The sequence below is a fragment of the Pseudomonas sp. EU05-FHT14B02 genome (assembly GCF_058791055.1).
Map to the genome: position 1 here is coordinate 45,630 of NZ_JBYTDD010000026.1, position 23,974 is coordinate 69,603.

Sequence of the window (23,974 nt, forward strand, 5' to 3'; positions counted from 1 at the left end):
GTCAGGCTTCCTGGCGTTGACGGGCGAGCATCAACCGTGGACGCAGCAGGGCGCCCAGGTGATAACACGCCAGCAGGGCAATGGCAGCACCCAGAGGCCACCAGAACAGATCGTGTTTGGGTTGGTGGCTGAGGGTTTTCACCTGATGCGGGGTGAGTTTGTCCAGGGTGCTGTAGACCTGATCCAGAGCATTGCGGTCTTCGGCGCGGAAGAAACGCCCGCCCGTGGTTTGGGCAATGTCCTGCAAACCTTGCAGGTTGACCCTGGCTTCGCCCTCGGCAGTCGGGTCGCCGATGCCGATGGTGTGAATCACCACGCCTTTGGCCGCGGCCATGGCGGCTGCGTGATCCGGGGTGATGGCGCTGCTGGTGTCATTGCCGTCAGTGAGCAGGATCAGCACTTTTTCCTGCTCGTGGGCCTGAGCCAGCAGTTTCAGGCTCAGGCCGATGGCGTCGCCGATGGCGGTGTTGGGGCCGGCCATGCCGATGCCGGTGTCGTCCAGAAGTAGCGACAGGCTGGCGTGGTCGAGGGTAAGCGGTGCTTGCGGATAGGCGCCTGTGCCGAACACGATCAGTCCGATTCGATCGTCTTTACGTTTGTCGATGAACCCGTGCACCACTTCCTTGACTGCGGCCAGGCGATTGATTTTCTGGCCGTTGGCGTCGGTGAAATCGGTGGTTTCCATTGACTGGGAAATATCGATGGCCAGCATCAGGTCCCGCACCGGCTGCTGGCGCTCGATGGGCTTTTCCACCAACACCGGCCGACTCGCCGCCACCAGCAGCAGTGTCCAGACCAGCAGATTCAGGAGCAATTGCCAGTGGTTGCTGCGAGTGCCGGCCTGGCTCGGTACCTGGCCGACGGCGCGGCTCATCGCCCCGAAAAACGGTACACGCACGGCGCTGCGTGCTTCGCGGTAGTCGGACAGGTAGCGATAGCCGAACCACGGCAGCGGCAGCAGGATCAGCAGCCAGGGATAATCAAGCTGCCACATGATGACGCTCCACCCAGTTTTTGCAGGTGCTGAACAGCTGTTGGCGCTGTTCATTGGGCATGGCCCGCAATGTTGCCTCGGGGGCGTAGGCCAGCAGCGACAGTTGTTGGCTGAAGTCGACGGGTAGCGGCTGTTTACTGTGCCGCTGCAAAAATGCCTGCCAGTCCTCTTTCCCAAACGCCGCAGGAGAGTCCTGTGGGAGCGAGCTTGCTCGCGATGAGACCGTTACATTCAAAGGTGGTGGTGACTGACCGGACGCCATCGCGAGCAAGCTCGCTCCCACAGGTTTTGCGCAGGGCATCGAGAGGGCCACGCGCTTGAGCAACTCAGGAAGCTCACGCAACGCGCTCAGGTCATTGCTGCGCTGCTGTAATTCCTCCAGCCGCACCAACGCCTCGCGCCGATAGCGATCGCGCCGCCATTGCCGGTAGCGGCGCGCGCCGGTCACCACCAGCGTAACGATCAACAACGCCAGTAACGCCCACCAACCCCAGGTTTGCGGTGCATAACTGACCGGCGCCGGCAGCGCCATTTCCTTGAGCTGGTCGATGCTCGGGATAGCGGGGTTCATCGGCGCCCTCCGGTAAGCTTGCCCAGTTCGGCGCGCAGTTGTTCGTGGGCTTCTGTTGCGGTGCTGAACATCATCAGTGGCACCTGGCTGCGGCGCAGCAAAGTCGCGACATCCTTGAGCCGCCCGCTGAGAAAATCCCCAAGCGGCTGGTGCACCTGTTGCCGATCCACCGCCAGCTCCACCTGCAATTGCCCCTGGGTGACCAGCACACGGCCGTTTTCCGGCAGGTTAAGCGCCAGCGGGTCATACACCTGCATGGCAATTACATCGTTGTGCGCCGCCAGTTGCCGCATCAGTTGCAAGGTGCGTTCGCCGGCCCCGGCGAAGTCGCTGACGATGCAGATCAGGTGATCGTGACCGGCCACGGCCAGGCAATGCTGCAGGACCTTGTCGAGCTGGTCTTCGCCCTCGGCGTCCGGGTTGGTGGCATTGAGCGCCTGGTTCTGCTGGGCGATGCGGCTGCACAGCGCTTCGATCCGTTTGCGGCTGCGCAGCGGGGCGATGCTGTCGATGTGTTGATCGTTGAAGACCAGTCCACCGACGCGGTCGCCGGCGTTGAACACCATCCACGCCGCCAGGGCGCCGAGCTCGGCGGCGACCGCGGATTTGAAGCTGCGTTGCGAACCAAAGAACATCGACATGCGCTGGTCGACGAGGATCAGCGCCGGGCGGTCGCGCTCTTCGGTGAATGTCCGTACCACCGGTTTTCCGGTGCGCAGGGATGCGCGCCAGTCGAGGTGACGCAAATCGTCCCCCGGCTGATAGCGCCGCAGTTCATCGAAGTTCAGGCCCCGGCCACGCAAACGCGAAGCGTGGTTGCCGGCCAGGATGCTGCCCTGGGGCTGACGCGCCAGAAAGCTCAGGTCACGGGCCTTGAACTCCAGGGCCATCAACTGCGCCAGAGAGACATACACCAGGCCATCAATGTTCACGCAGGAATCGCCACTTTATCGAGCAGACGGTCGAGCACCTGATCGGCGCTCACGCCATCGGCCACCGCGTCGTAGCTCAGTTGCAGACGATGGCGCAGCACCGGGTGCACCACGGCGCGGACGTTGTCCGGAGAAACGAAATCCTGGCCCTGCAACCAGGCGTCCGCCCGGGCGCAGCGGTCCAGACCGATGCCGCCGCGAGGGCTGGCGCCGATGCTGATCCAGCGCCCGAGGTCGGCGTCGTAATCGACAGGGTGGCGAGTGGCGTTGATCAGGTCGATCAGGTAACGGTCGATGGCCGGGGAGACGTGCACGGCACTGACTTCTCGGCGCGCGGCGAACACCACGTCCTGAGACAACGAGAATCCCTGCACCGCAGCGGTCCTGGCGCCGAGGGCCTGTTCTTCTTCGCGCAGCAGACGCAGCACCTGGCTTTCGTTTTCCGCGCTCGGGTAATCGAGCAACACTTTCATCAGGAAGCGGTCCATCTGCGCTTCCGGCAGCGGGTACGTGCCTTCCTGTTCGATCGGGTTCTGAGTTGCTACCACAATGAACAGTTCCGGCAGCGCATGGCTGTTGCCGGCCACGGTGATCTGGCGTTCTTCCATGGCTTCGAGCAACGCCGCCTGGACCTTGGCCGGCGCACGGTTGATTTCGTCGGCGAGAATCAGGTTGCCGAACAGCGGGCCGGGCTGGAAGCGGATTTCGTTCTTGCCTTCGACCTGATGCAGCACCTCGGCGCCGGTGATGTCCGACGGCAGCAAATCCGGGGTGAACTGGATGCGGCTCATCTTCGCGTCCAGGTGTTTGGCCAACGCTTTCACCGTGCGGGTCTTGGCCAGGCCGGGCAGGCTTTCCAGCAGCAGATGACCGTTGGCCAGCAGGCCCACAAGGATTTGTCGAATGACCTGATCCTGGCCGAGCACGGCTTCGGCGATGCTGGCTTGCAGGGCATTGAGGTTGTTGAGTGCGGTCATGGGGTCTCCTAGAAAAACGCCAGGGTCATGTTGACGCTGAAACCATTGCCTTCAGGCCGGTTCTTGGTATCGAACTCCGGGACCCAGCGAGCACTGATATTGGCCTGGGCGTCGGCGAACTTGCCGGTTCAGCCCACTGTTGGGCCGGCGCCCACGGAGCGCCCGCGAAAGCCACTGGTTGCGCCGGATCCGGAGTCATCGGTGAGCTGCTGGATATAGCCTGCCACCATGCCGGCGTTCCAGCCGTTGCCGAATCCATGAGTCCACAGTGCATCGAGGGTGAAAATGTTGCCGTTGCGATAATCCGTGGCGTCGTTCTCGGTGTAGAACTCCAGGCCGCTCGACAGGGTGAATTCGCCGCCTTTGCCATCCAGGTGGGTGAACGCCACGGTAGGCATGAAGGTGTAATTGTTCTGCCCGGGGTTGGCCAGGCGATCGACGTTGTAGGCGCCTGTCGGCACGTAGATCGGTAGCGAGAACGAGATGTGGTTGAGTTCGTCGAAGTGGTAGCCGGCCGCAATCGGGGTCACCAGCATGTCGGCGAACTGGGTGCCGGTGTCCGAGGTACCCAGGGTACGGCCCCGGGGGCCGGTCACGTTGGCGGTAATGTCGGTGTACTGCACTGGCACGCCTATGGCCGAGGCATAGTTCCAGGGACCCTTGCCGGTGTCCCAGACATGGGTGAAGTTGGCCATGGTGTAGGAAACCTTCATGTCCAGCCCGGTACTGATGGCACCCACGATCGGCACTTGAGCGTTGCCCTTGAGTTCGCCGTCGTACCAGATGCTGGTCAGGGACATGACCCAACCCGGCTCCGGGGGCACGATCCCGGCGTTGGAAAACACTTGCTGCCCGGTGATGGGGCGACCAACGCCGCCCTCGGCCGCCAGTACCAATGGACTACCGCTGACCATGCACAGCGCCAACAAGGGGCGCACTACGAGAGGCCTGAACATGCCTGACTCCGTTTATTGTTTTGGGGTGACGGGAGTCAGCAACGGCATGTGCCATTGGCCGTTGGTGACTTCCGGTTTTCAGCTTAAACGGCTTGCCGGCTTCGACACCTATTTTGGCGGAGCGCGCAAGCAGGTCCTTCTCGACGTCCTGGGCCGGAGCGAACGACAGCATGAAGTTCAGGTAACGGAACAGGGCCGGGGTTTCGCTCATGGTCGGCGTGGGTTTTGGCCAGTCGATGTTCAGTGGTTGTTGGCCCTGCCAGTTGGGCCCGGCGACCATGAAGTGGCCACCGTTATTGCCGGTACTGCGGGTGCCCAGGTACGCAAAGTTCTGCTTGTAGGCATCAATCAGCTGCACCGAGTAGTAGCGGCGCTCTTCGATGGTCGGCAGGGTCAGTACCACCGGCTGGGCGCGCAAATCCATCCAGACGAAGGAATAGGGCGTCTTGTACATCTCTACCACCGGAACGCCGTACAGATAGGCTCGACACAGACGTTGAGCAGGAAAATATAGAACACGTTCAGGCCGCCGATGCCGGTGCTGTAGCCGTAGTGCGGACCAGGTTCAGCAGGTAGTTGCTTTTGTTGGCGGTCTCGGCGTTATCCGCGTAAGCACAAAAAGCAGGTGCGAGTGAAGTCACCCATACAAAGGCGTACGGCCGCAAATTCTTAGACATTAATCCCCCGGTTCCCTGGTGGCTGATTGGGCAGACAGCCCCTGAGTCTGGCCGCAACTGCGTAATCCCTTTCTGATCAAGCCTGTAGGACTTGTCAGATGAACTTAGCAGTTAACTGCGGGTTAACCAGTAGGAAGGACTAATTCTTTCGTTTTGTGGGCGGTTTCTCGTTAATTCCGTGTACTAAAAAGTTAATACGGATCAAGCGTTTGGCCAAACAAGTTAAGTGGCTATCTAGCCGATGCAGGAGCGGGCCTGCTCGCGAAGGCGGCCTGTCAGTCAATATAAGCGTTGGATATGACGACCTCTTCGCGAGCAGGCGCGCTCCCACAGGAAACTGAAGCAACAGCCGGTTGAGTCAACCTCAGTTCTTCTTCGCCTGTTCCCAAACCCGCTGTTCCTGCTCACGCAGTTCCGGTGTGAACTCTGCACCAAAGTCTTCGGCTTCAAACACCTGGCGAATCTCGATCTCGGCCTCGGTGCCCGGCATCGGGTTGGGGCAGCGCTTGACCCACTCGATGGCTTCTTCTTTGGACTTCACTTTCCATAACCAGAAACCGGCAATCAGTTCCTTGGTTTCGATGAAGGGGCCGTCGATCACCGTGCGTTTGTCACCTGAAAACTTTATACGAGCGCCTTTGCTGCTCGGGTGCAGGCCTTCGCCCGCGAGCATGATGCCGGCCTTGACCAGTTCTTCGTTGTAGTTACCCATGGCGGTCAGCAGTTCCTGGCTGGGCATCACGCCGGCTTCGGAATCCTGGCTGGCCTTGATGATGATCATGAATCGCATGGTCTCGTCTCCTTTGCAGTTAAGTGGCTCGATTGATAGTCGAACGACGGTGGAGCAATTCGACAGAGTGTAAAAAAAGTTTTCATCGATGACGTGTTGCGTACCTTTCGTCATGTACATCGGGAAGCGGCGAGTGAGGGCGTACTCTGTACTTTTGCCGACTTGTTCGGCTAACACAGGAACCCTGTGGGTTGTATTCAGTTTTGTGCCCCGATCAATGACAATTTATGTTTGGCCATAGGTCGTCGGACAATTTCGTGGTTAACTTCGGCCTCGTCAAAATTCTCCACCACAACGTTCAGAAGGACTCCGTTCATGGCTCAAGTCACTCTCAAAGGCAACCCGGTTCAAGTCAACGGCCAACTGCCACAAGCCGGTTCCAAGGCGCCAGCCTTTTCCCTGGTTGCCGGCAATCTGTCCGACGTCACCCTGAAAGACTTTGCTGGCAAGCGCAAAGTGCTGAACATCTTCCCAAGCGTTGACACCCCGACCTGCGCCACCTCCGTGCGCCAGTTCAACGCCAAGGCCAATGACGTCGCCAATACCGTTGTACTGTGCATTTCCGCTGACCTGCCATTCGCCCAGGCGCGTTTCTGCGGTGCCGAAGGCCTGGAAAACGTACAGAACCTGTCGACCCTGCGCGGTGCCGAGTTCATCCAGAACTACGGCGTGGCCATCGCAGACGGTCCACTGAAGGGCCTGACCGCCCGTGCCGTGGTGGTGCTGGACGAAAACGACAACGTGCTGCACAGCGAACTGGTTGGCGAAATCGCTGACGAGCCGAACTACGAAGCGGCACTTGCCGTTCTGAAGTAAGTAAGCACCTTTACAATTGTTAACACCCCCGCTGTCAAAAATGCTGTTCATTTGAAGACTTGTAGGAGCGAGCTAGCTCGCGATGGAGTTACAGGCGACGCGTTTATCCAAAGAACTCGCGTTTTCGTTGACGTCCATCGCGAGCAAGCTCGCTCCTACAGCAGCATTACCCTCTGTCCAGGCCGTTTTCATTTGTGTTTCAGTGTCTTGGATAAAACACCTGTTACGTAAGCCAAAGGTAAATTGCCGGTAAAGGCGCTTTGCTTAAGACACGCCAGTGCTTATCGTTCAGCCTCATGTAAAAAAGCCCACGCGCCCAATGGTTGATCACTCAATGCAATCCTCCGCTCCCCGTAGTCCTCGTCGCTGGCTGTTCGGCCTGCTTGTCCTGTTGGTCATCGCTGGCCTGTGCTGGAAGTTCTGGCCCGGCAGCGCTGCACCCAAAGAGGCAGCGGGGCAGAAAGCCGTCGCCGGGCATACCGGCCGATCAGGGGGGATGCGTCCGGGTTTCGGCGGGGCTTCCGGGCCGGTGCCGGTGCGAGTGGCTCCGGCAGTCACCGGTGACTTCCCGCTGTATTTCAAGGCGCTGGGCACGGTCACGGCGCTCAACACCATCAATGTCCGCAGCCGCGTCGGCGGTGAGCTGGTCAAGATCTATTTCGAAGAAGGGCAGATGGTCAAGGCGGGCGACCTGTTGGCCGAAATCGACCCGCGTCCTTACCAGAACGCCTTGCTTCAGGCTGAAGGCACCTTGTTGCAGAATCAGGCGCAGCTGAAAAACGCCCAGGTCGACGTCGAGCGCTATCGCGGCCTGTACCGCGAGGACAGCATTGCCAAACAGACCTTGGACACCGCCGAAGCGCTGGTCGGTCAGTTCCAGGGCACGGTCAAGACCAATCAGGCGGCGGTCAACGACGCCCGGCTCAACCTCGAATTCACCAGGATCCGCGCCCCCATCACCGGTCGCGTTGGCCTGCGTCAACTGGACGTCGGCAACCTGGTAGCCGCCAATGACACCACCGCATTGGCGATCATCACCCAGACCCAGCCGATCAGCGTGGCCTTCACCCTCCCGGAAAACAGCCTCGACACCGTGCTGGCCCGTTATCGCAGCGGCGCCAAACTGCCGGCTGAAGCCTGGGACCGCGGTGATACCAAACTGCAAGCCACGGGCGTGCTGCAGAGCCTGGACAACCAGATCGACGTCACCACCGGCACCCTGAAATTCAAGGCCCGTTACGAGAACCGCGATCAGTCGCTGTTCCCCAATCAGTTCGTCAATGTGCGCCTGTTGGCCGACACGCTCAAAAGCGTCGTTTTGGCGCCTTCCGCGGCGATCCAGTTCGGCACCAATGGCACGTTCGCGTATGTCCTGGACGGTGACAAGAAGGTCAGGATCCGTCAGTTGAAAGTCGGCGCCAGCGACGGCCTGAACACTGTGGTCACCGAAGGACTGTCGGCGGGCGATCGGGTCGTACTGGAAGGCACTGACCGCCTGAAAGACGGCAGCGATGTGGAGGTGGTCAACGACAGCCAGGACGTGCCGACCACGCCGACCGAACACCTGCAAGGCAAATCGGCGGTCAACGCGGCTGAGCCTGCGACCACCGAAAAGGCGAAAAAGGGCGGCGCATGAATCTCTCGCGGCTGTTCATCCTTCGCCCGGTAGCCACCACCCTGAGCATGCTGGCGATTATCCTGGCCGGTGTCATCGCCTACCGGTTGCTGCCAGTGTCGGCGTTACCCCAGGTCGATTACCCGACCATTCGCGTCATGACCTTGTACCCCGGCGCCAGTCCGGATGTCATGACCAGTGCGGTGACCGCGCCACTTGAGCGGCAGTTCGGGCAGATGCCTGGCCTGACGCAAATGGCGTCCACCAGTTCCGGCGGCGCGTCGGTGCTGACCCTGCGGTTCAGCCTCGACATCAACATGGACGTAGCCGAGCAGCAAGTGCAGGCGGCGATCAACGCCGCGACCAACCTGTTGCCCAAGGACCTGCCGGCTCCGCCGGTGTACAACAAGGTCAACCCGGCCGATACGCCGGTGCTGACCCTGGCCATCACTTCCAAGACTATGTTGTTGCCCAAGCTCAACGATCTGGTCGATACGCGCATGGCGCAGAAGATTGCCCAGATCAGCGGTGTCGGCATGGTCAGCATTGCCGGTGGTCAACGCCAGGCCGTGCGGATCAAGGTCAATCCCGAGGCTTTGGCGGCCAACGGCCTGAACCTGTCGGATGTGCGCACGCTGATCGGCGCCTCCAACGTCAACCAGCCCAAAGGCAACTTCGACGGCCCGACCCGGGTCTCGATGCTCGATGCCAACGATCAACTGACGTCGCCCAAGGATTACGCCAACCTGATCCTGGCCTACGCCAACGGCGCGCCATTGCGGCTCAAGGACGTGGCAGAGATCGTCGACGGTGCCGAGAACGAGCGGCTCGCTGCGTGGGCCAACGAGAACCAGGCCGTGCTGCTGAACATCCAGCGTCAGCCCGGCGCCAACGTGATCGAGGTGGTGGACCGGATCAAGGCCCTGCTGCCGAGCATCACTGACAATCTGCCGGCCGGCCTCGACGTGGTCGTGCTGACCGACCGCACCCAGACCATCCGCGCCTCGGTCAAGGACGTGCAGCACGAATTGCTGATCGCCATCGCCCTGGTGGTCATGGTCACCTTCCTGTTCCTGCGTCGCGCCAGCGCCACGATCATTCCGTCGGTGGCCGTGCCGCTGTCGCTGATCGGTACGTTCGGCGTGATGTACCTGGCTGGGTTCTCGGTCAATAACCTGACCCTGATGGCCCTGACCATCGCCACCGGATTCGTGGTGGACGATGCGATCGTCATGCTGGAGAACATTTCGCGTTTTATCGAGGAGGGCGACAGCCCGCTGAACGCGGCGCTCAAAGGCGCCAAGCAGATCGGTTTCACCCTGATCTCCCTGACGTTGTCGCTGATCGCCGTGCTGATTCCGCTGCTGTTCATGGCGGACGTGGTCGGGCGGTTGTTCCGCGAATTTGCCATTACGCTGGCGGTAGCGATCCTGATTTCCCTGGTCGTTTCCCTGACCCTGACGCCGATGATGTGCGCGCGGTTGCTCAAGCGTGAACCCAAGGAAGCAGAGCAGGGCCGCTTCTACCGTGCCAGCGGTGCGTTCATCGACTGGATGATCGCCGCCTACGGGCGCAAGTTGCAGTGGGTGCTCAAGCACCAGCCGCTGACCTTGATGGTGGCCATTGGCACCTTGGCGCTAACGGTATTGCTGTACATGGTGGTGCCCAAGGGCTTCTTCCCGGTGCAGGACACCGGCGTCATCCAGGGCATTTCCGAAGCGCCGCAATCGATTTCCTTCGCCGCCATGAGCTCGCGTCAGCAGGAACTGGCCAAGGTCATCCTGGCCGACCCGGCGGTCGAGAGCCTGTCCTCCTACATTGGCGTGGATGGCGACAACTCGACCCTCAACAGTGGCCGGTTGCTGATCAACCTCAAGTCGCACAACGACCGTGACCTGAGCGCCACGCAAGTGATTGCCCGCCTGCAACCGGAACTGGACAAACTGGTTGGCATCCGCCTGTTCATGCAGCCGGTACAGGACCTGACGATCGAAGACCGGGTCAGCCGCACGCAGTATCAGTTCAGCATGTCGTCGCCGGATTCGGAGCTGCTGAGCCTGTGGAGCGGGCGTCTGGTCGAGGCTTTGGCCGACCGGCCGGAATTGACCGACGTCGCCAGCGATTTGCAGGACAAGGGCTTGCAGGTGTATCTGGTGATTGACCGCGATGCGGCGTCGCGGGTCGGTGTGTCGGTGTCGAACATCACCGACGCACTTTACGACGCCTTTGGTCAGCGGCAGATTTCCACGATCTACACCCAGGCCAGTCAGTACCGCGTGGTGCTGCAATCGCAGTCAGGCGAGAAGATTGGCCCGCAGGCGCTGGATCAGATTCACGTCAAGACCACCGATGGCGGTCAGGTGCGCCTGTCCAGCCTGGCGCATGTCGAGGAGCGCCAGGCGCAACTGGCGATCACCCACATCGGCCAGTTCCCGGCGGTGATGATGTCCTTCAACCTCGCGCCCGGCGTGGCGCTGGGGCATGCGGTCGAGCTCATCGAGCAGGTGCAGAAGGACATCGGCATGCCGATTGGCGTGCAGACCCAGTTCCAGGGCGCGGCGCAGGCGTTCCAGGCTTCGTTGTCGAGCACCTTGCTGCTGATTCTGGCGGCGGTGGTGACCATGTACATCGTGCTGGGTGTGCTCTACGAGAGCTACATCCACCCGATCACCATTCTTTCGACCTTGCCTTCGGCGGCGGTGGGCGCTTTGCTGGCGTTGATCCTCAGCGGCAACGACCTGGGCATGATCGCGATCATCGGCATCATCCTGTTGATCGGCATCGTGAAGAAGAACGCGATCATGATGATCGACTTCGCCCTCGACGCCGAGCGCAACCAGGGCATGGACCCGCAAACGGCGATCTATCAGGCGGCATTGCTGCGTTTCCGGCCGATCCTGATGACCACCCTGGCGGCTTTGTTCGGTGCCGTGCCGTTGATGCTGGCCACCGGTTCCGGCGCGGAACTGCGCCAACCCCTGGGTCTGGTGATGGTCGGCGGCCTGTTGCTGAGCCAGATTCTGACGCTGTTCACTACGCCTGTGATCTACCTGTACTTCGACCGCCTCGGTCGGCGCTGGGGTCGCAAGCCTGAGTCTGTGGAAGTGGTAGAGCAGCCATGAACCTTTCGGGACCTTTCATCAAGCGCCCGGTCGCGACCATGCTGCTGAGCCTGGCGATCATGCTGCTGGGCGGCGTGAGCTTCGGTTTGCTGCCCGTGTCGCCGCTGCCGCAAATGGACTTTCCGGTGATCGTGGTCCAGGCCAGCCTGCCCGGGGCCAGCCCCGAGGTGATGGCGTCGACCGTGGCCACGCCTTTGGAGCGCTCCTTCGGTAGCATTGCCGGGGTCAACACCATGAGCAGCCGATCCAGCCAGGGTTCGACCCGGGTGATTCTGCAATTCGACCTGGACCGCGACATCAACGGCGCGGCGCGGGAAGTGCAAGCAGCGATCAATGCCTCGCGCACCCTGCTGCCGAGCGGGATGCGCAGCATGCCGACCTACAAGAAGGTCAACCCGTCCCAGGCGCCGATCATGGTGCTGTCGCTGACCTCGGATGTGCTGGAAAAAGGCCAGCTCTATGACCTGGCATCGACCATCCTGTCCCAGAGCCTGTCCCAGGTGCAGGGCGTCGGCGAGGTGCAGATCGGCGGCAGTTCGTTGCCGGCGGTACGTATCGAGCTTGAACCGCAGTCATTGAACCAGTACGGCGTGGCCCTGGACGATGTGCGCAACACCATCGCCAATGCCAACGTGCGCCGGCCCAAGGGCTCGGTAGAAGACGATCAACGACTGTGGCAGGTCCAGGCCAACGATCAGCTGGAAAAAGCCAAGGACTACGAGTCGCTGATCATCCACTACAACGGTGGCGCGGCCCTGCGCCTGAAGGATGTGGCCAAGGTCAGCGATGGCGTCGAGGACCGTTACAACAGCGGTTTCTTCAACGACGACGCGGCGGTGCTGCTGGTGATCAACCGTCAGGCCGGTGCGAACATCATCGAGACGGTCAACGAGATCAAGGCCCAGCTGCCGGCGTTGCAGGCGGTGCTGCCGGCCAGCGTCAAGCTGAACCTGGCGATGGACCGCTCGCCGGTGATCAAGGCCACGCTCCACGAGGCGGAAATGACCCTGCTGATCGCCGTGGCGCTGGTGATACTGGTGGTGTTCCTGTTCCTCGGTAACTTCCGTGCCTCGCTGATCCCGACCCTGGCGGTGCCGGTGTCGCTGGTCGGCACCTTTGCCGTGATGTACCTCTACGGTTTTTCGCTGAACAACCTGTCGCTGATGGCGCTGATCCTGGCCACCGGGCTGGTGGTGGACGATGCCATCGTGGTGCTGGAGAACATTTCCCGGCACATCGACGAAGGCGTGCGGCCGATGAGGGCAGCGTACCTTGGCGCCCAGGAAGTCGGTTTTACCTTGCTGTCGATGAACGTGTCGCTGGTGGCGGTGTTCCTGTCGATCCTGTTCATGGGCGGGATCATCGAAAGTCTGTTCCGCGAATTCTCCATCACCCTGGCGGCGGCCATCGTGGTCTCGCTGGTGGTGTCGTTGACCCTGACCCCAATGCTCTGCGCTCGCTGGCTCAAGCCGCACACGCCGGGGCAGGAGAACCGCCTGCAACGCTGGAGTCGGCGGACCAACGACTGGATGGTCGGCAAATACGCCACCAGCCTCGACTGGGTACTGCGCCACAAGCGCCTGACCTTGCTCAGTCTGTTCGTGACAATTGGTGTGAATATTGCGTTGTATGTGGTTGTTCCTAAAACGTTTTTACCTCAGCAGGATACTGGTCAGCTGATCGGTTTCGTGCGCGGCGACGACGGCCTGTCGTTCAGCGTGATGCAGCCGAAGATGGAGATTTTCCGCCGGGCGGTGTTGAAGGATGAGGCGGTAGAAAGCGTCGCCGGGTTCATTGGCGGCAATAACGGCACCAACAACGCCTTCATGCTGGTGCGCCTCAAGCCGATCAAGGAGCGCAGCATTTCCGCGCAGAAAGTCATTGAACGCCTGCGCAAGGAAATGCCCAAGGTTCCCGGGGCACAACTGATGCTCATGGCGGACCAGGACCTGCAATTCGGTGGCGGCCGTGAACAGACCACCTCGCAATACTCGTACATCCTGCAGAGCGGGGATCTGGGGGCATTGCGTGAGTGGTATCCGAAAGTCGTCACCGCGCTCAGGGCCTTGCCGGAGCTGACGGCGATCGATGCGCGGGAAGGCCGGGGTGCCCGCCAAGTGACCCTGATCGTCGATCGTGACCAGGCCAAGCGCCTGGGTGTCGACATGGACATGGTCACGGCGGTGCTGAACAACGCCTACAGTCAGCGGCAGATTTCGACCATCTACGACAGTCTTAACCAGTACCAGGTGGTGATGGAGGTCAATCCGAAATACGCCCAGGACCCGATCACCCTCAAGCAAGTCCAGGTGATCACCGCTGACGGCGCGCGAATCCCGCTGTCGACCATCGCCCATTACGAAAACAGCCTGGAAAACGACCGGGTCAGCCACGAAGGCCAGTTTGCTTCGGAGAGCATTGCCTTCGACATGGCCGAAGGCGTGACCGTGGAGCAGGGCGGTGCCGCCATCGAGCGGGCGATTGCCAAGGTCGGCCTGCCGGAAGACGTGATCGCGAAAATGGCCGGCACCGCCAACGCTTTCGCGGCGACCCAAAAAAGTCAGCCGTGGATGATTCTGGGGGCACTGGTGGCGGTGTATCTGGTCTTGGGTGTGCTGTACGAAAGCTACATTCACCCGCTGACGATTCTCTCAACCCTGCCGTCGGCCGGGGTCGGCGCGTTGCTGTCGATCTATGCGTTGGGCGGCGAGTTCAGCCTGATTTCGTTGCTGGGGCTGTTTCTGCTGATCGGCGTGGTGAAGAAAAACGCGATCCTGATGATCGACCTGGCGTTGCAACTGGAACGAAACCAGGGCATGGCACCGCTGGAATCGATCCGCAGCGCCTGCCTGCAACGTTTGCGACCTATCCTGATGACCACCCTGGCGGCGATCCTCGGTGCCTTGCCGTTGCTGCTGAGCCGCGCCGAAGGGGCGGAAATGCGCCAGCCGCTGGGCCTGACCATCATCGGCGGGCTGATCTTCAGCCAGGTACTGACGCTTTACACCACCCCGGTGGTTTACCTCTATCTCGACAACCTGCGCCATCGCTTCAATAAATGGCGTGGGGTGCGTACTGATGTTGCTCTGGAAACTCCGCTATGACTGACCGTTCGCTTTTCAACCTGGCTGCACCGCTGATCACGGCTCGAGGCTCGCGCCTGTTGAGCCTGTCACTGTGCGTGGCGATGCTCAGTGCCTGCGCCGTCGGCCCGGATTACGAGCGCCCGCAAACCGCGGAGCCTGCGCAGTACAAGGCAGCGGAGGGCTGGCGTCAGGCCAACCCGAGCGATGCCCTGGCGCGTGGAGCGTGGTGGGAGTTGTATGGCGACCGGCAGCTCAACGACCTGATCGGAAAACTCAACAACGCCAACCAGACCGTCGCCCAGTCCGAAGCGCAGTATCGTCAGGCCCAGGCCTTGGTGCGCAGTGCACGCGGGGCGTTTTTCCCGACGGTGGACCTGAACGTCAGCAAGAACCGTTCAAGCCAGGGCACCGGCAGCAGTAGCTCCAGCCTGAGCAGTTCGTCCAGCGGTATTCGCGACACGTACTCGGCCCAGGCTGGCGTCAGTTGGGAAGCGGACGTATGGGGCAAGCTGCGCCGAGGCCTCGAAGCCGACACCGCCAATGCCCAGGCAAGCTTTGCCGATCTGGCGGCCATGCGCCTGAGTCAACAGTCCGAGCTGGTGCAGAATTACCTGCAACTGCGCGTGATCGATGGCCAGAAACGCTTGCTCCAGGACACGGTCGAGGCATATCAGCGTTCGTTGAAGATGACCGAAAACCAGTACCGCGCAGGCGTATCGGGCAAGGACGCGGTGGCCCAGGCCCAGACACAGCTCAAAAGCACCGAAGCCGATATGGTCGACCTGATCTGGCAACGCGCCCAGTTCGAGAACGCCATCGCTGTGCTGATCGGCCTGCCGCCGTCCGAGTTCAGCCTGGCGGAAAGCCAGGACATCCCGCAATTGCCGCAAGTACCGCTGGCGCTGCCTTCGCAGTTGCTGGAGCGTCGTCCGGACATCGCTTCGGCCGAGCGCTCGGTGATGGCCGCCAACGCCAACATTGGTGTGGCCAAGGCTGCCTATTACCCGGACCTGACCCTGAGCTTGAACGGTGGTTACAGCAGCAGTACCTCCAAAGACTTGTTCAGCCTGCCGAACCGCTTCTGGTCGGTCGGACCGCAATTGGCCATGACCCTGTTCGACGGTGGCCAGCGCTCGGCGGAAGTCGATCGCAGTGAAGCGGCCTATGACGAAACGGTGGCCAAGTACCGCCAGACCGTACTGGATGGGTTCCGCGAAGTGGAAAACTACCTGGTGCAGCTCAAGGTGCTTGAGGATGAAGCCGTCGTGCGCGAACAGGCACTGGATGCCGCCCGTGAATCGTTGCGCCTGACTCAGAACCAGTACAAGGCCGGTTTGATCGCGTACATCGATGTGGTGGTGACCCAGGCGGCGGCGCTGAGCAATGAACGCAGCAACCTGGACCTGTTGCAAAGCCGCCTGATAGCCAGTGTGCAGTTGATTGCCGCGTTGGGGGGTGGCTGGGACGGGCAGCTTGAGGTGAGCGAAAACCGATAGCGTAATCCCACAGGTTTTGTCAGGTGCCAGCAGCTTGAAACGAGTTAATGTAAAACCTTAAAACAAGCGTTTCATCGGACTGATGGCCATTTGCTCATTTTGTGAGTGCGTTCTCATTTGGAATCAGTACAATCGCCGCATTTGCCCCACCCGAGAATGAAAGCCATTAACAAGGGGGCATTCGCGAGAAGTCTCCATGCTCATCGGCAGCTATTCCCCCACCCTGGTCATCATTTCGCTCTGTGTAGCGATTCTCGCCTCATACACCGCACTGGACATGACCGGACGCATTGCCACCGCGAAAGGCAGCGCCGTGCATTTGTGGACTGCGGGCGGGGCCGTTGCCATGGGCATCGGCATCTGGTCGATGCACTTTATCGGCATGCTCGCGTTTAAGTTGCCGATCGAGCTGGGGTACGACGGCACCATCACCCTGTTGTCGTTGCTGATCGGCGTGCTGTCCAGCGGTTTTGCGCTGTGGCTGGTCAGCCAGCCGCAATTGCCGGCCTGGCAACTGGCCTTTGGCGCGTTGGTCATGGGCGCCGGCATCAGCGCGATGCATTACACCGGCATGGCCGCCATGCGCATGCAACCGGGCATCGACTATGACCCGACGCTGTTCGGCGCCTCGCTGCTGATCGCTGTCGGTGCTTCGGGCGCAGCATTGTGGATCGCTTTCCATCTGCGCCAGAACACGCCCTATGTCCATCTGATCCGTGGTGGCGCCGCCGTGATCATGGGCATCGCCATTGTCGGCATGCACTACACCGGGATGGCCGCCGCACGCTTTGCCGACGGCAGTTTTTGTGGCGCGGCGGTCAGTGGATTGAGCGGCAATGGCCTGGACAACCTGGTGCTGGTCACCACGTTGGCGGTGCTGAGCATTGCCTTGCTGACCTCGATCCTCGATGCACGCCTGGAGGCGCGCACCGCGAGCCTGGCCCAGTCGTTGACCGAGGCCAACCGTGAACTGACCCAATTGGCCCTGCATGACACCCTCACCGGGTTGCCGAACCGGACGTTGCTCGCCGATCGAATCGATCAGGCCATGTCACGGGTCCGGGAAGAGGGGGGGTGCTTTGCCCTGATGTTCATCGATCTGGACGGCTTCAAACCGGTCAACGATGCCTTCGGCCACCATATGGGTGATCTGTTGTTGCGCGAAGTAGCCCTGCGCCTGCGCGAAGACTTGCGTAGCCAGGACACCCTGGCACGGATCGGTGGCGATGAATTCGTGTTGCTGGTGCAATTGAGTGAACAGAACGACGCCCTGAACCTGGCGGCCCGTCAGGTTGGGTTGATCGCGCGCGCGTTCCGGGTTGCCGAACATGATTTGCATATTTCCGCCAGCGTCGGCATCGCGCTCTACCCGGGTAACGGGCAGTCCGCTCACGAATTGCTGATGAACGCCGACGCAGCGATGTACCACGCCAAGGGCGCGGGTAAAAACGGCTACAGCTTTTTCGATGTCTCGATGAACAACAACGCCCGCAAACAGCTGCAATTGCTGCAGGATCTGCGCAATGCCGTGGAGCAGCAGGAGTTCAGCCTGCATTACCAGCCCAAGTTCGACGCCGCCAATGGCCGGCCGGTGGGCGCCGAGGCCTTGTTGCGCTGGGAACACCCGACTCAAGGAATGCTGTTGCCGGACAAATTCATCGAGCTGGCGGAAAAAACCGGGTTGATCATTCCGCTCGGCGAGTGGGTGCTCAACGAAGCCTGCCGTCAGATGCGCGAGTGGTATGTGCTGGGCTACACCGACTGGCGCATCGCGGTGAACCTTTCGGCCATTCAGTTTTGCCATGCCGGGTTGGTCCAGAGCGTCGCCAAGGCGCTGGCGACGCACCATCTGCCACCCAATAGCCTGACCCTGGAAATCACCGAAACCACCGCCATGAGCGATGCCGATGCGAGCATGACGGTGCTGCAGGAACTGTCGGAAATGGGTGTTGACCTGTCCATTGACGATTTTGGTACCGGCTATTCGAGCTTGATGTACCTCAAGCGCCTGCCGGCCAACGAGCTGAAGATCGACCGCGGTTTTGTCCGGGACCTGGAGCGCGACAGCGATGATGCCGCCATTGTTTCGGCCATCGTCGCCCTCGGGCAGGCGCTGGGGTTGCGCATCGTCGCCGAAGGCGTGGAAACCGGCGTGCAGCAAGACTTCCTGACTCAGCTCGGCTGCGATTCGTTACAGGGTTACCTGTTGGGGCATCCGCTGCCGGCCGCAGGTTTCATGGTGGAAATCCATCGCGGGGAGCAGTTGGTCGAGCAGTTGAAAGCCAGTGCCAGGCGCGAGATGTCGATGACATGACAGCTGATGTGAAGCCATGCAAAAACCGCCAATGGCGGTTATTCTTGCCCCCTACCGCTTAAGCTTTGATTGGGGGAAAGCTCGCATGGACAAAGTCATCGTCATCACTGGCGGTAGCCGCGGCATCGGTGCCGCCACCGCTCTGTTGGCCGCCGCGCAGGGCTATCGGATCTGCATCAATTATCAGGCGGACGAACAGTCTGCATTCGGCGTGCTGGAGCAAGTCCGCGCCCTCGGTGCGCAAGCCATTGCGGTACGGGCCGACGTCAGCATCGAAGACGAAGTGATCGCGCTGTTCAATCGGGTGGACAGTGAACTGGGGCGGGTCACTGCGCTGGTGAACAACGCCGGCACCGTCGGGCAGAAGTCCCGGGTCGACGAAATGTCCGAGTTCCGCATTCTCAAAATCATGAAAACCAACGTCCTGGCGCCGATGCTCTGTGCCAAGCACGCGATCCTGCGCATGTCGCCCAGGCACGGCGGGCAGGGCGGCAGCATCGTCAACGTATCGTCGGTCGCCTCGCGTTTGGGATCGCCCAACGAGTACGTGGATTACGCAGCGTCCAAAGGCGCGCTGGACACCTTCACCATCGGCCTGTCCAAGGAAGTGGCGGGTGAGGGGATTCGGGTCAACGCCGTGCGTCCGGGTTACATCTACACCGATTTCCATGCCTTGAGCGGCGATCCGGATCGGGTCAGCAAGCTGGAATCGGCGATCCCGATGGCGCGGGGCGGCCGTCCGGATGAAGTGGCGGAGGCGATTGTCTGGTTGTTGTCGGACAAGGCTTCTTATGCGACGGGGACTTTTGTTGATCTGGGTGGTGGGCGTTAGTTCCTGAGACAAGCGTTGTCTGCGCTGGCCTCATCGCGAGCAAGCTCGCTCCCACAGTGGATCTCAAGTGCTCACAAATCTTGTGTGTACAGAGAAACCTGTGGGAGCGAGCTTGCTCGCGATAGCAATTTATAAAACGACATGGCGCTGTCAGAACGACCGCACAATCCGCCCCAACGTCTCCATCGCCTTCTCCGAGTCCTCGGTCCACGGGCTGCCGTAATTCAACCGAATACAATTCCTGAAGCGCTGGGTTGGTGAAAAGATCGGCCCCGGTGCAATGCTGATGCCTTGCGCCAATGCCATCTGGAACAACTTCAACGAATCCATCTGTTGCGGCAACTCCAGCCACAGAAAGTACCCGCCGGCCGGTTGGCTGACCCGCGTCTGCGCCGGGAAATAGCGGGCGATGGCGGCGAGCATGGCACTTTGCTGGTCTTCCAGGGCGTGGCGTAATTTACGCAGGTGCCGGTCGTAGCCACCGTGTTGCAGGTAATCGGCGATTGCCGCCTGGGCCGGCATCGAGGCGCACAGCGAGGTCATGAGTTTCAGCCGTTCGATTTTCTGTGCGTAACGCCCGGCAGCCACCCAGCCGATGCGATAGCCAGGGGCCAGGCTCTTGGCGAATGAACCACAGTGCATCACCAGGCCTTCGGTATCAAAGGCCTTGGCCGGTTTCGGTGCTTGCTGGCCGTAATAGAGTTCGGCGTAGACATCGTCTTCGATCAGCGGCACCTGGTGGTGGCGCAACAACTCCACAAGCTGCTGTTTCTTGGCCTCGGGCAGGGTCGCGCCCATGGGGTTCTGGAAACTGGTCATACACCAGCAGGCCTTGATCGGATGCCGCTCCAGGGTTTGCTCGAGCACACCGAGGTCGATGCCATCGCGCGGGTGCACGGGGATTTCCACGGCCTTGAGTTTCAGTCGTTCCAGCACCTGCAGACAGGCGTAGAACGCCGGGGCTTCGATGGCTACCAGATCGCCAGGTTCGGTCACTGCTTGCAGGCAAAGGTTCAGGGCTTCGAGCGCGCCGTTGGTGATCAGCAGTTCCTCCATGGGCAACATCAGCCCGCCGACCATATAGCGCAGGGCGATTTGCCGGCGCAGTTGCGGGTTGCCCGGCGACATGTCGGTAACCACCATGCGCGGATCCATGTCGCGGCTGGCGCTGGCCAGGGAGCGGGACAAACGTTGCAGGGGAAACAGCGTCGGGCTGGGGAACGCCGAGCCGAAGGGCACGGTGTTCGGGTCCTTGATCGAGTCGAGCACCGAAAACACCAGTTCGCTGACGTCGACTTCCGTCGACTCGTTGACCTCATTGCTGATCACCGGCTCGGAAAACGGCCGGGGTGCGTGGGCGTTGACGAAATAGCCGGAGCGCGGCCGAGCGCGGATCAGGCCGCGACGCTCCAGCAGGTAATAGGCCTGGAACACCGTCGACGGGCTGACCCCGTAGGTCTGGCTGGCGTAGCGCACCGACGGCACCCGCTGACCGGGACCCAGGACGCCGGAGCGGATCAGTTCTGCGATGTCGTCGGCGAATTTTTCGTAGCGTTTCATCGGTGTCCCGCAATGGAGTCGGTTCGATTAATTGTGGCGAGGGGGACCACAACTCACAAAGGTCAGCATCTTAAAGGCTCAGCGATTCATTGGCGCCACAAACCGGCTCTTCGCCACGCTGTAGACACCAGGCTCATCGCTGTCGACCACCTTGAAGCCGATGCTCTGTGAACTGCTGGCCGGACGTTCCGTGAGCATCGCCACTGACACCGGCACATCGACAATCTCGCCCGGCGCCAGGCTGAATCCGGTCTTGCCCTGCAACTGGAAATCCTCGGCATCCACCAGACTCAATTGATAGTTCTGACGCTGCTGGGTTTTGTTGATCACCTTCAGACTGTAGATGTTTTCGATCTGCCCCTGGCTGTTCTCGCGGAACAGGCCCCGGTCTTTGCTGACATCAAGGGACACCATCGGTCGTTCCACCAGCGCCATCACCAGGGCTGCGATCATCACCAGCAGCACGGCGGTGTAGCCGATAAGACGTGGGCGCAGCAGGTGTGTCTTGCCACCCTGCAACTGATGCTCGGAGGTGTAGCTGATCAACCCTGGGGCGTAGCCCATTTTGTCCATGATCGAGTCACAGGCGTCGATGCACGCCGCACAACCGATACATTCCATCTGCAAGCCGTCGCGGATATCGATGCCGGTGGGGCAGACCTGTACGCACAGCTGGCAGTCGATGCAATCACCCAGTCCGACCTCGGCCGGTTTGACTTCGCGCTTGCGTGGGCCACGATTCTCACCACGGGCCACGTCGTAGGAAATGGTCAGAGTGTCCTTGTCGAACATCACGCTCTGGAACCGCGCGTAGGGACACATGTGCATGCACACCGCTTCACGCAGCCACCCGGCATTAATGTACGTGGCGCCGGTAAAAAACAGCACCCAGAACAGGCTGACGCCACTCATCTGGAAGGTCAGCAGCTCTTCGGTCAGCGGCCGGATCGGCGTGAAGTAGCCGACGAAGGTCAGGCCGGTCAGCAGGCTGATGGCCAGCCACAAGGTGTGCTTGGCCGCGCGACGCATCAGCTTGTTCGGGCCCCACGGCGCGGCTTGCAATTTGATCCGCTGGTTGCGTTCGCCTTCGGTGATCTTCTCGCACCACATGAAGATCCAGGTCCATGAACTTTGTGGGCAGGTGTAGCCGCACCAGACCCGGCCTGCGAACACGGTGATCGCAAACAGGCCGAACGCGGCAATGATCAACAACGCCGACAGCAGGATGAAATCCTGTGGCCAGAAGGTCGCACCGAAGATATGGAACTTGCTTTCGGAAAGATCCCAGAGCACCGCCTGGCGACCGCCCCAGTTCAACCACACGGTGCCGAAGAACAGCAGAAACAGAAAACCCGCGCCGCTGATGCGCAGGTTGCGGAACAGCCCGGTGAAGCTGCGGGTGTGAATCAGGTTATCGCTGGATTTGGCCTTCATCTTGGGGGGCGAAGGCTCGAATGTTTCTACGGTTCGGACGGGGATTCTTTCGCTCATGGTCTTTCGCTCATCAGCCTCCATCAGGCATGAGCACTATGAGCGGCGATCTGTTTGCATAACAGACTCAGGTATTACGTAAAAAAGCGGATCAGATGAGCCTGTTTGCACGGACTGCGACAACTTGAAGCAGCCGCCGCAGGGTTCATGGGGCTTTGCAAAACAGCGGCGGCAAGTGCGGATCAATCCCGGTCAAATCACCGAACCACTGTCGCTAGCTTTCAGGTGGCGGCGTCCATCCACAGCGCCTGCGACAGTCAAGGCGTCGGCCTCGGCTTCCGTGATGTAGATGCGTTCGCCTTCGATGTCCACTGCCGACATGGCCTTGGCACCGTCGGTGATGATGGTCACGTCGGGGCACAGACGAATGAGTTCGCCATTTTCAGTGGGGAAAAAGCAGGTCTGGTTCTCGATGCGTACGGTCATGGCAGGATCCTTTTTCCAGTGGAAACTAAAGTTTCAGGCCGCAACCGCCGGTCATCGTTCTGTGCAACCGATTAATGGTCGCTGCGGTCCACCGTCCATGGCCCCTCACAAGGACAATCCCATGAACACTTGGTGGCACGAAGTCTGGGTGACCCTGCAAGGCGAGTTCGCTGACATCACCGATGCCTCGCAACTGACGCGGGTAACCGTGCGCCTGTTGATGGCCGCGGTGCTGGGCGGGATTCTCGGGTTCGAGCGTGAACACCAGGGCAAGGCCGCCGGCGTGCGCACCCACATGCTGGTGGCAATGGGGGCGGCGCTGTTCGTGTTGGTGCCGCAGATGTCCGGCTCACAGGCCGATGCCATGAGCCGGGTGGTGCAGGGCGTGATTGCCGGGATCGGCTTCCTGGGGGCTGGCACTATCCTGAAAAATCGCGACGGCGATGAGGGGCACGTCAAGGGCCTGACCACCGCCGCCGGCCTGTGGATGACGGCCGCCATCGGCGTCGCGGCCGGGCTGGGCCGGGAGGCGACGGCGGTGTTCAGTACGTTGCTGGCGCTGGGAGTGTTCAGTGTGATGCCGGGGATTGTGAAACTGATCGACAAGGATCACGTTCCGTAGGCGCAACCTTCGGCAACTCCTGCTGATCAAGGCTCTACCTTGTCCGCGTTAGTTGTTTCACGACCTGATTCCTGCTCGTTGATCTTCGTTTCTGAGAGTTCGTGTTGGCTGTAGTCAATATCACCCTGCAGCAAATGATTCTCCAGATCCTTGATTATTGAACTTTTGGTGCGCTGTTCTGCAGTGTTGCGCCCGGCTTCGAAGTAAAGAAATTCGTAGTTGAATATTTTCAAAGGAAGGCCAGCCGTCGATTGGTCGTTCACGGGTGAGCGCCTGGTACCGTGCGCTCGCTCTGTTTGTGAGTTCGTAGACGCTGGGGAAAAAAGTATTCATGGCTGGCCACACTCAAGGCTGATGGAGTGATGGCCATATAAGGCGTGGGATGTCAGATTCGTAAAGTATCGGATGGGCAGAATTAGCGCTTCAGGACCGGTACTACGCGTTCTTGGGAAATGTCATTCATTTTTATGATCGTCCCTGGTTACGATGCGGGAGCGATCAACTGTCGTCATTCAGGGGGCACAATCACCGGCGGCATCGTCGTTGGCGGTTCTTCCCTTGGTGGCGGGTTCGTGCCGGGCGGGTCCTGTTCGGGCACCGGTTGCGGATCGCTGGGTGGGATCACCGGGTTGTCTATGTTTGGATCGGGGGTTTCAGCCGGGAATGGATTGTTCATTGTTCAAACCTCCAGTGGCAC

19 protein-coding genes and 2 pseudogenes are annotated in these 23,974 nt (G+C 60.7%); 8 read left to right on the plus strand and 13 right to left on the minus strand.

Features of this window, described 5'->3' with window-relative positions; genetic code table 11:
* Position 1: 1 nt before the first annotated feature.
* From AC3WTM_RS22000 to AC3WTM_RS22035, 8 genes and pseudogenes are all read right to left on the minus strand, one after another.
* Complete coding sequence (locus tag AC3WTM_RS22000; RefSeq protein WP_102670938.1) at positions 2 to 994, minus strand: vWA domain-containing protein; 993 nt, start codon at positions 992 to 994, stop codon at positions 2 to 4.
* On the minus strand, positions 981 to 1,565 hold the full coding sequence (locus AC3WTM_RS22005; protein WP_102685571.1) for a DUF4381 domain-containing protein: 585 nt from the start codon (positions 1,563 to 1,565) through the stop codon (positions 981 to 983). Before AC3WTM_RS22005 ends, AC3WTM_RS22000 begins: the two co-directional genes overlap by 14 nt.
* Entirely contained in the window at positions 1,562 to 2,497 is a 936-nt protein-coding gene (locus AC3WTM_RS22010; RefSeq protein WP_102670936.1) for a DUF58 domain-containing protein, read from the minus strand. Before AC3WTM_RS22010 ends, AC3WTM_RS22005 begins: the two co-directional genes overlap by 4 nt.
* The gene (locus AC3WTM_RS22015) at positions 2,494 to 3,474 is read right to left on the minus strand and encodes an AAA family ATPase (protein WP_102670935.1); all 981 of its coding nucleotides are present in this window, start codon (positions 3,472 to 3,474) and stop codon (positions 2,494 to 2,496) included. The genes AC3WTM_RS22010 and AC3WTM_RS22015 overlap by 4 nt, the downstream gene beginning before the upstream one ends.
* An 8-nt stretch (positions 3,475 to 3,482) precedes the next feature.
* A pseudogene (locus AC3WTM_RS22020) lies at positions 3,483 to 4,430 on the minus strand (SphA family protein).
* A gap of 28 nt (positions 4,431 to 4,458) precedes the next feature.
* Positions 4,459 to 4,914 (minus strand): annotated as a pseudogene (locus AC3WTM_RS22025) (DUF1254 domain-containing protein); the annotation flags it as partial.
* 37 nt (positions 4,915 to 4,951) lie between these two features.
* Positions 4,952 to 5,107, minus strand: coding sequence for a hypothetical protein (locus tag AC3WTM_RS22030; RefSeq protein ID WP_158247452.1), 156 nt, complete (start codon positions 5,105 to 5,107; stop codon positions 4,952 to 4,954).
* Between the two features lie 364 nt (positions 5,108 to 5,471).
* On the minus strand, positions 5,472 to 5,897 hold the full coding sequence (locus AC3WTM_RS22035) for a YciI family protein (RefSeq protein ID WP_057714975.1): 426 nt from the start codon (positions 5,895 to 5,897) through the stop codon (positions 5,472 to 5,474).
* A 315-nt stretch (positions 5,898 to 6,212) separates the two neighbouring features.
* Here AC3WTM_RS22035 and tpx point away from each other — a divergent pair, with 315 nt between their 5' ends.
* From tpx to AC3WTM_RS22070, 7 genes are all read left to right on the plus strand, one after another.
* On the plus strand, positions 6,213 to 6,713 hold the full coding sequence (tpx, locus tag AC3WTM_RS22040) for a thiol peroxidase (RefSeq protein ID WP_102670934.1): 501 nt from the start codon (positions 6,213 to 6,215) through the stop codon (positions 6,711 to 6,713).
* Between the two features lie 319 nt (positions 6,714 to 7,032).
* Positions 7,033 to 8,349, plus strand: a complete 1,317-nt coding sequence (locus tag AC3WTM_RS22045; RefSeq protein WP_102670933.1) for an MdtA/MuxA family multidrug efflux RND transporter periplasmic adaptor subunit — start codon at positions 7,033 to 7,035, stop codon at positions 8,347 to 8,349.
* Positions 8,346 to 11,450, plus strand: coding sequence for an MdtB/MuxB family multidrug efflux RND transporter permease subunit (locus tag AC3WTM_RS22050; RefSeq protein WP_102670932.1), 3,105 nt, complete (start codon positions 8,346 to 8,348; stop codon positions 11,448 to 11,450). Before AC3WTM_RS22045 ends, AC3WTM_RS22050 begins: the two co-directional genes overlap by 4 nt.
* Positions 11,447 to 14,554 (plus strand): efflux RND transporter permease subunit, encoded by a 3,108-nt coding sequence (locus AC3WTM_RS22055; protein WP_102670931.1) that lies wholly within the window; start codon positions 11,447 to 11,449, stop codon positions 14,552 to 14,554. Before AC3WTM_RS22050 ends, AC3WTM_RS22055 begins: the two co-directional genes overlap by 4 nt.
* Entirely contained in the window at positions 14,551 to 16,032 is a 1,482-nt protein-coding gene (locus AC3WTM_RS22060; RefSeq protein WP_102670930.1) for an efflux transporter outer membrane subunit, read from the plus strand. Before AC3WTM_RS22055 ends, AC3WTM_RS22060 begins: the two co-directional genes overlap by 4 nt.
* Positions 16,033 to 16,228: 196 nt before the next feature.
* Positions 16,229 to 18,346, plus strand: a complete 2,118-nt coding sequence (locus AC3WTM_RS22065) for a putative bifunctional diguanylate cyclase/phosphodiesterase (RefSeq protein WP_102670929.1) — start codon at positions 16,229 to 16,231, stop codon at positions 18,344 to 18,346.
* Positions 18,347 to 18,431: 85 nt separating this feature from the next.
* Positions 18,432 to 19,178 carry an SDR family oxidoreductase gene (locus AC3WTM_RS22070; RefSeq protein WP_057714967.1) on the plus strand — a complete coding sequence of 249 codons (747 nt, stop codon included), beginning with the start codon at positions 18,432 to 18,434 and terminating at the stop codon, positions 19,176 to 19,178.
* A 150-nt stretch (positions 19,179 to 19,328) separates the two neighbouring features.
* On the opposite strand, the gene mapR is transcribed toward AC3WTM_RS22070, so the two are convergent.
* The 3 genes from mapR to AC3WTM_RS22085 form a co-directional block, all read right to left on the minus strand.
* Positions 19,329 to 20,738, minus strand: coding sequence for a GntR family transcriptional regulator MpaR (mapR, locus tag AC3WTM_RS22075; RefSeq protein WP_102670928.1), 1,410 nt, complete (start codon positions 20,736 to 20,738; stop codon positions 19,329 to 19,331).
* 78 nt (positions 20,739 to 20,816) lie between these two features.
* Positions 20,817 to 22,229 (minus strand): cytochrome c oxidase accessory protein CcoG, encoded by a 1,413-nt coding sequence (ccoG, locus tag AC3WTM_RS22080; RefSeq protein WP_102670927.1) that lies wholly within the window; start codon positions 22,227 to 22,229, stop codon positions 20,817 to 20,819.
* A gap of 192 nt (positions 22,230 to 22,421) precedes the next feature.
* Positions 22,422 to 22,655, minus strand: coding sequence for a DUF3203 family protein (locus AC3WTM_RS22085; RefSeq protein WP_102670926.1), 234 nt, complete (start codon positions 22,653 to 22,655; stop codon positions 22,422 to 22,424).
* Between the two features lie 121 nt (positions 22,656 to 22,776).
* Here AC3WTM_RS22085 and AC3WTM_RS22090 point away from each other — a divergent pair, with 121 nt between their 5' ends.
* Positions 22,777 to 23,277 carry an MgtC/SapB family protein gene (locus AC3WTM_RS22090; protein ID WP_102670925.1) on the plus strand — a complete coding sequence of 167 codons (501 nt, stop codon included), beginning with the start codon at positions 22,777 to 22,779 and terminating at the stop codon, positions 23,275 to 23,277.
* Positions 23,278 to 23,303: 26 nt separating this feature from the next.
* Here AC3WTM_RS22090 and AC3WTM_RS22095 read toward each other — a convergent pair whose 3' ends face one another.
* Together AC3WTM_RS22095 and AC3WTM_RS22100 are read right to left on the minus strand one after the other, a co-directional pair.
* Entirely contained in the window at positions 23,304 to 23,540 is a 237-nt protein-coding gene (locus tag AC3WTM_RS22095) for a hypothetical protein (RefSeq protein ID WP_102670924.1), read from the minus strand.
* Positions 23,541 to 23,785: 245 nt separating this feature from the next.
* Positions 23,786 to 23,953: a hypothetical protein gene (locus tag AC3WTM_RS22100; RefSeq protein WP_167362862.1), complete on the minus strand. Its 168-nt coding sequence runs from the start codon at positions 23,951 to 23,953 to the stop codon at positions 23,786 to 23,788.
* Between the last annotated feature and the right edge of the window lie 21 nt (positions 23,954 to 23,974).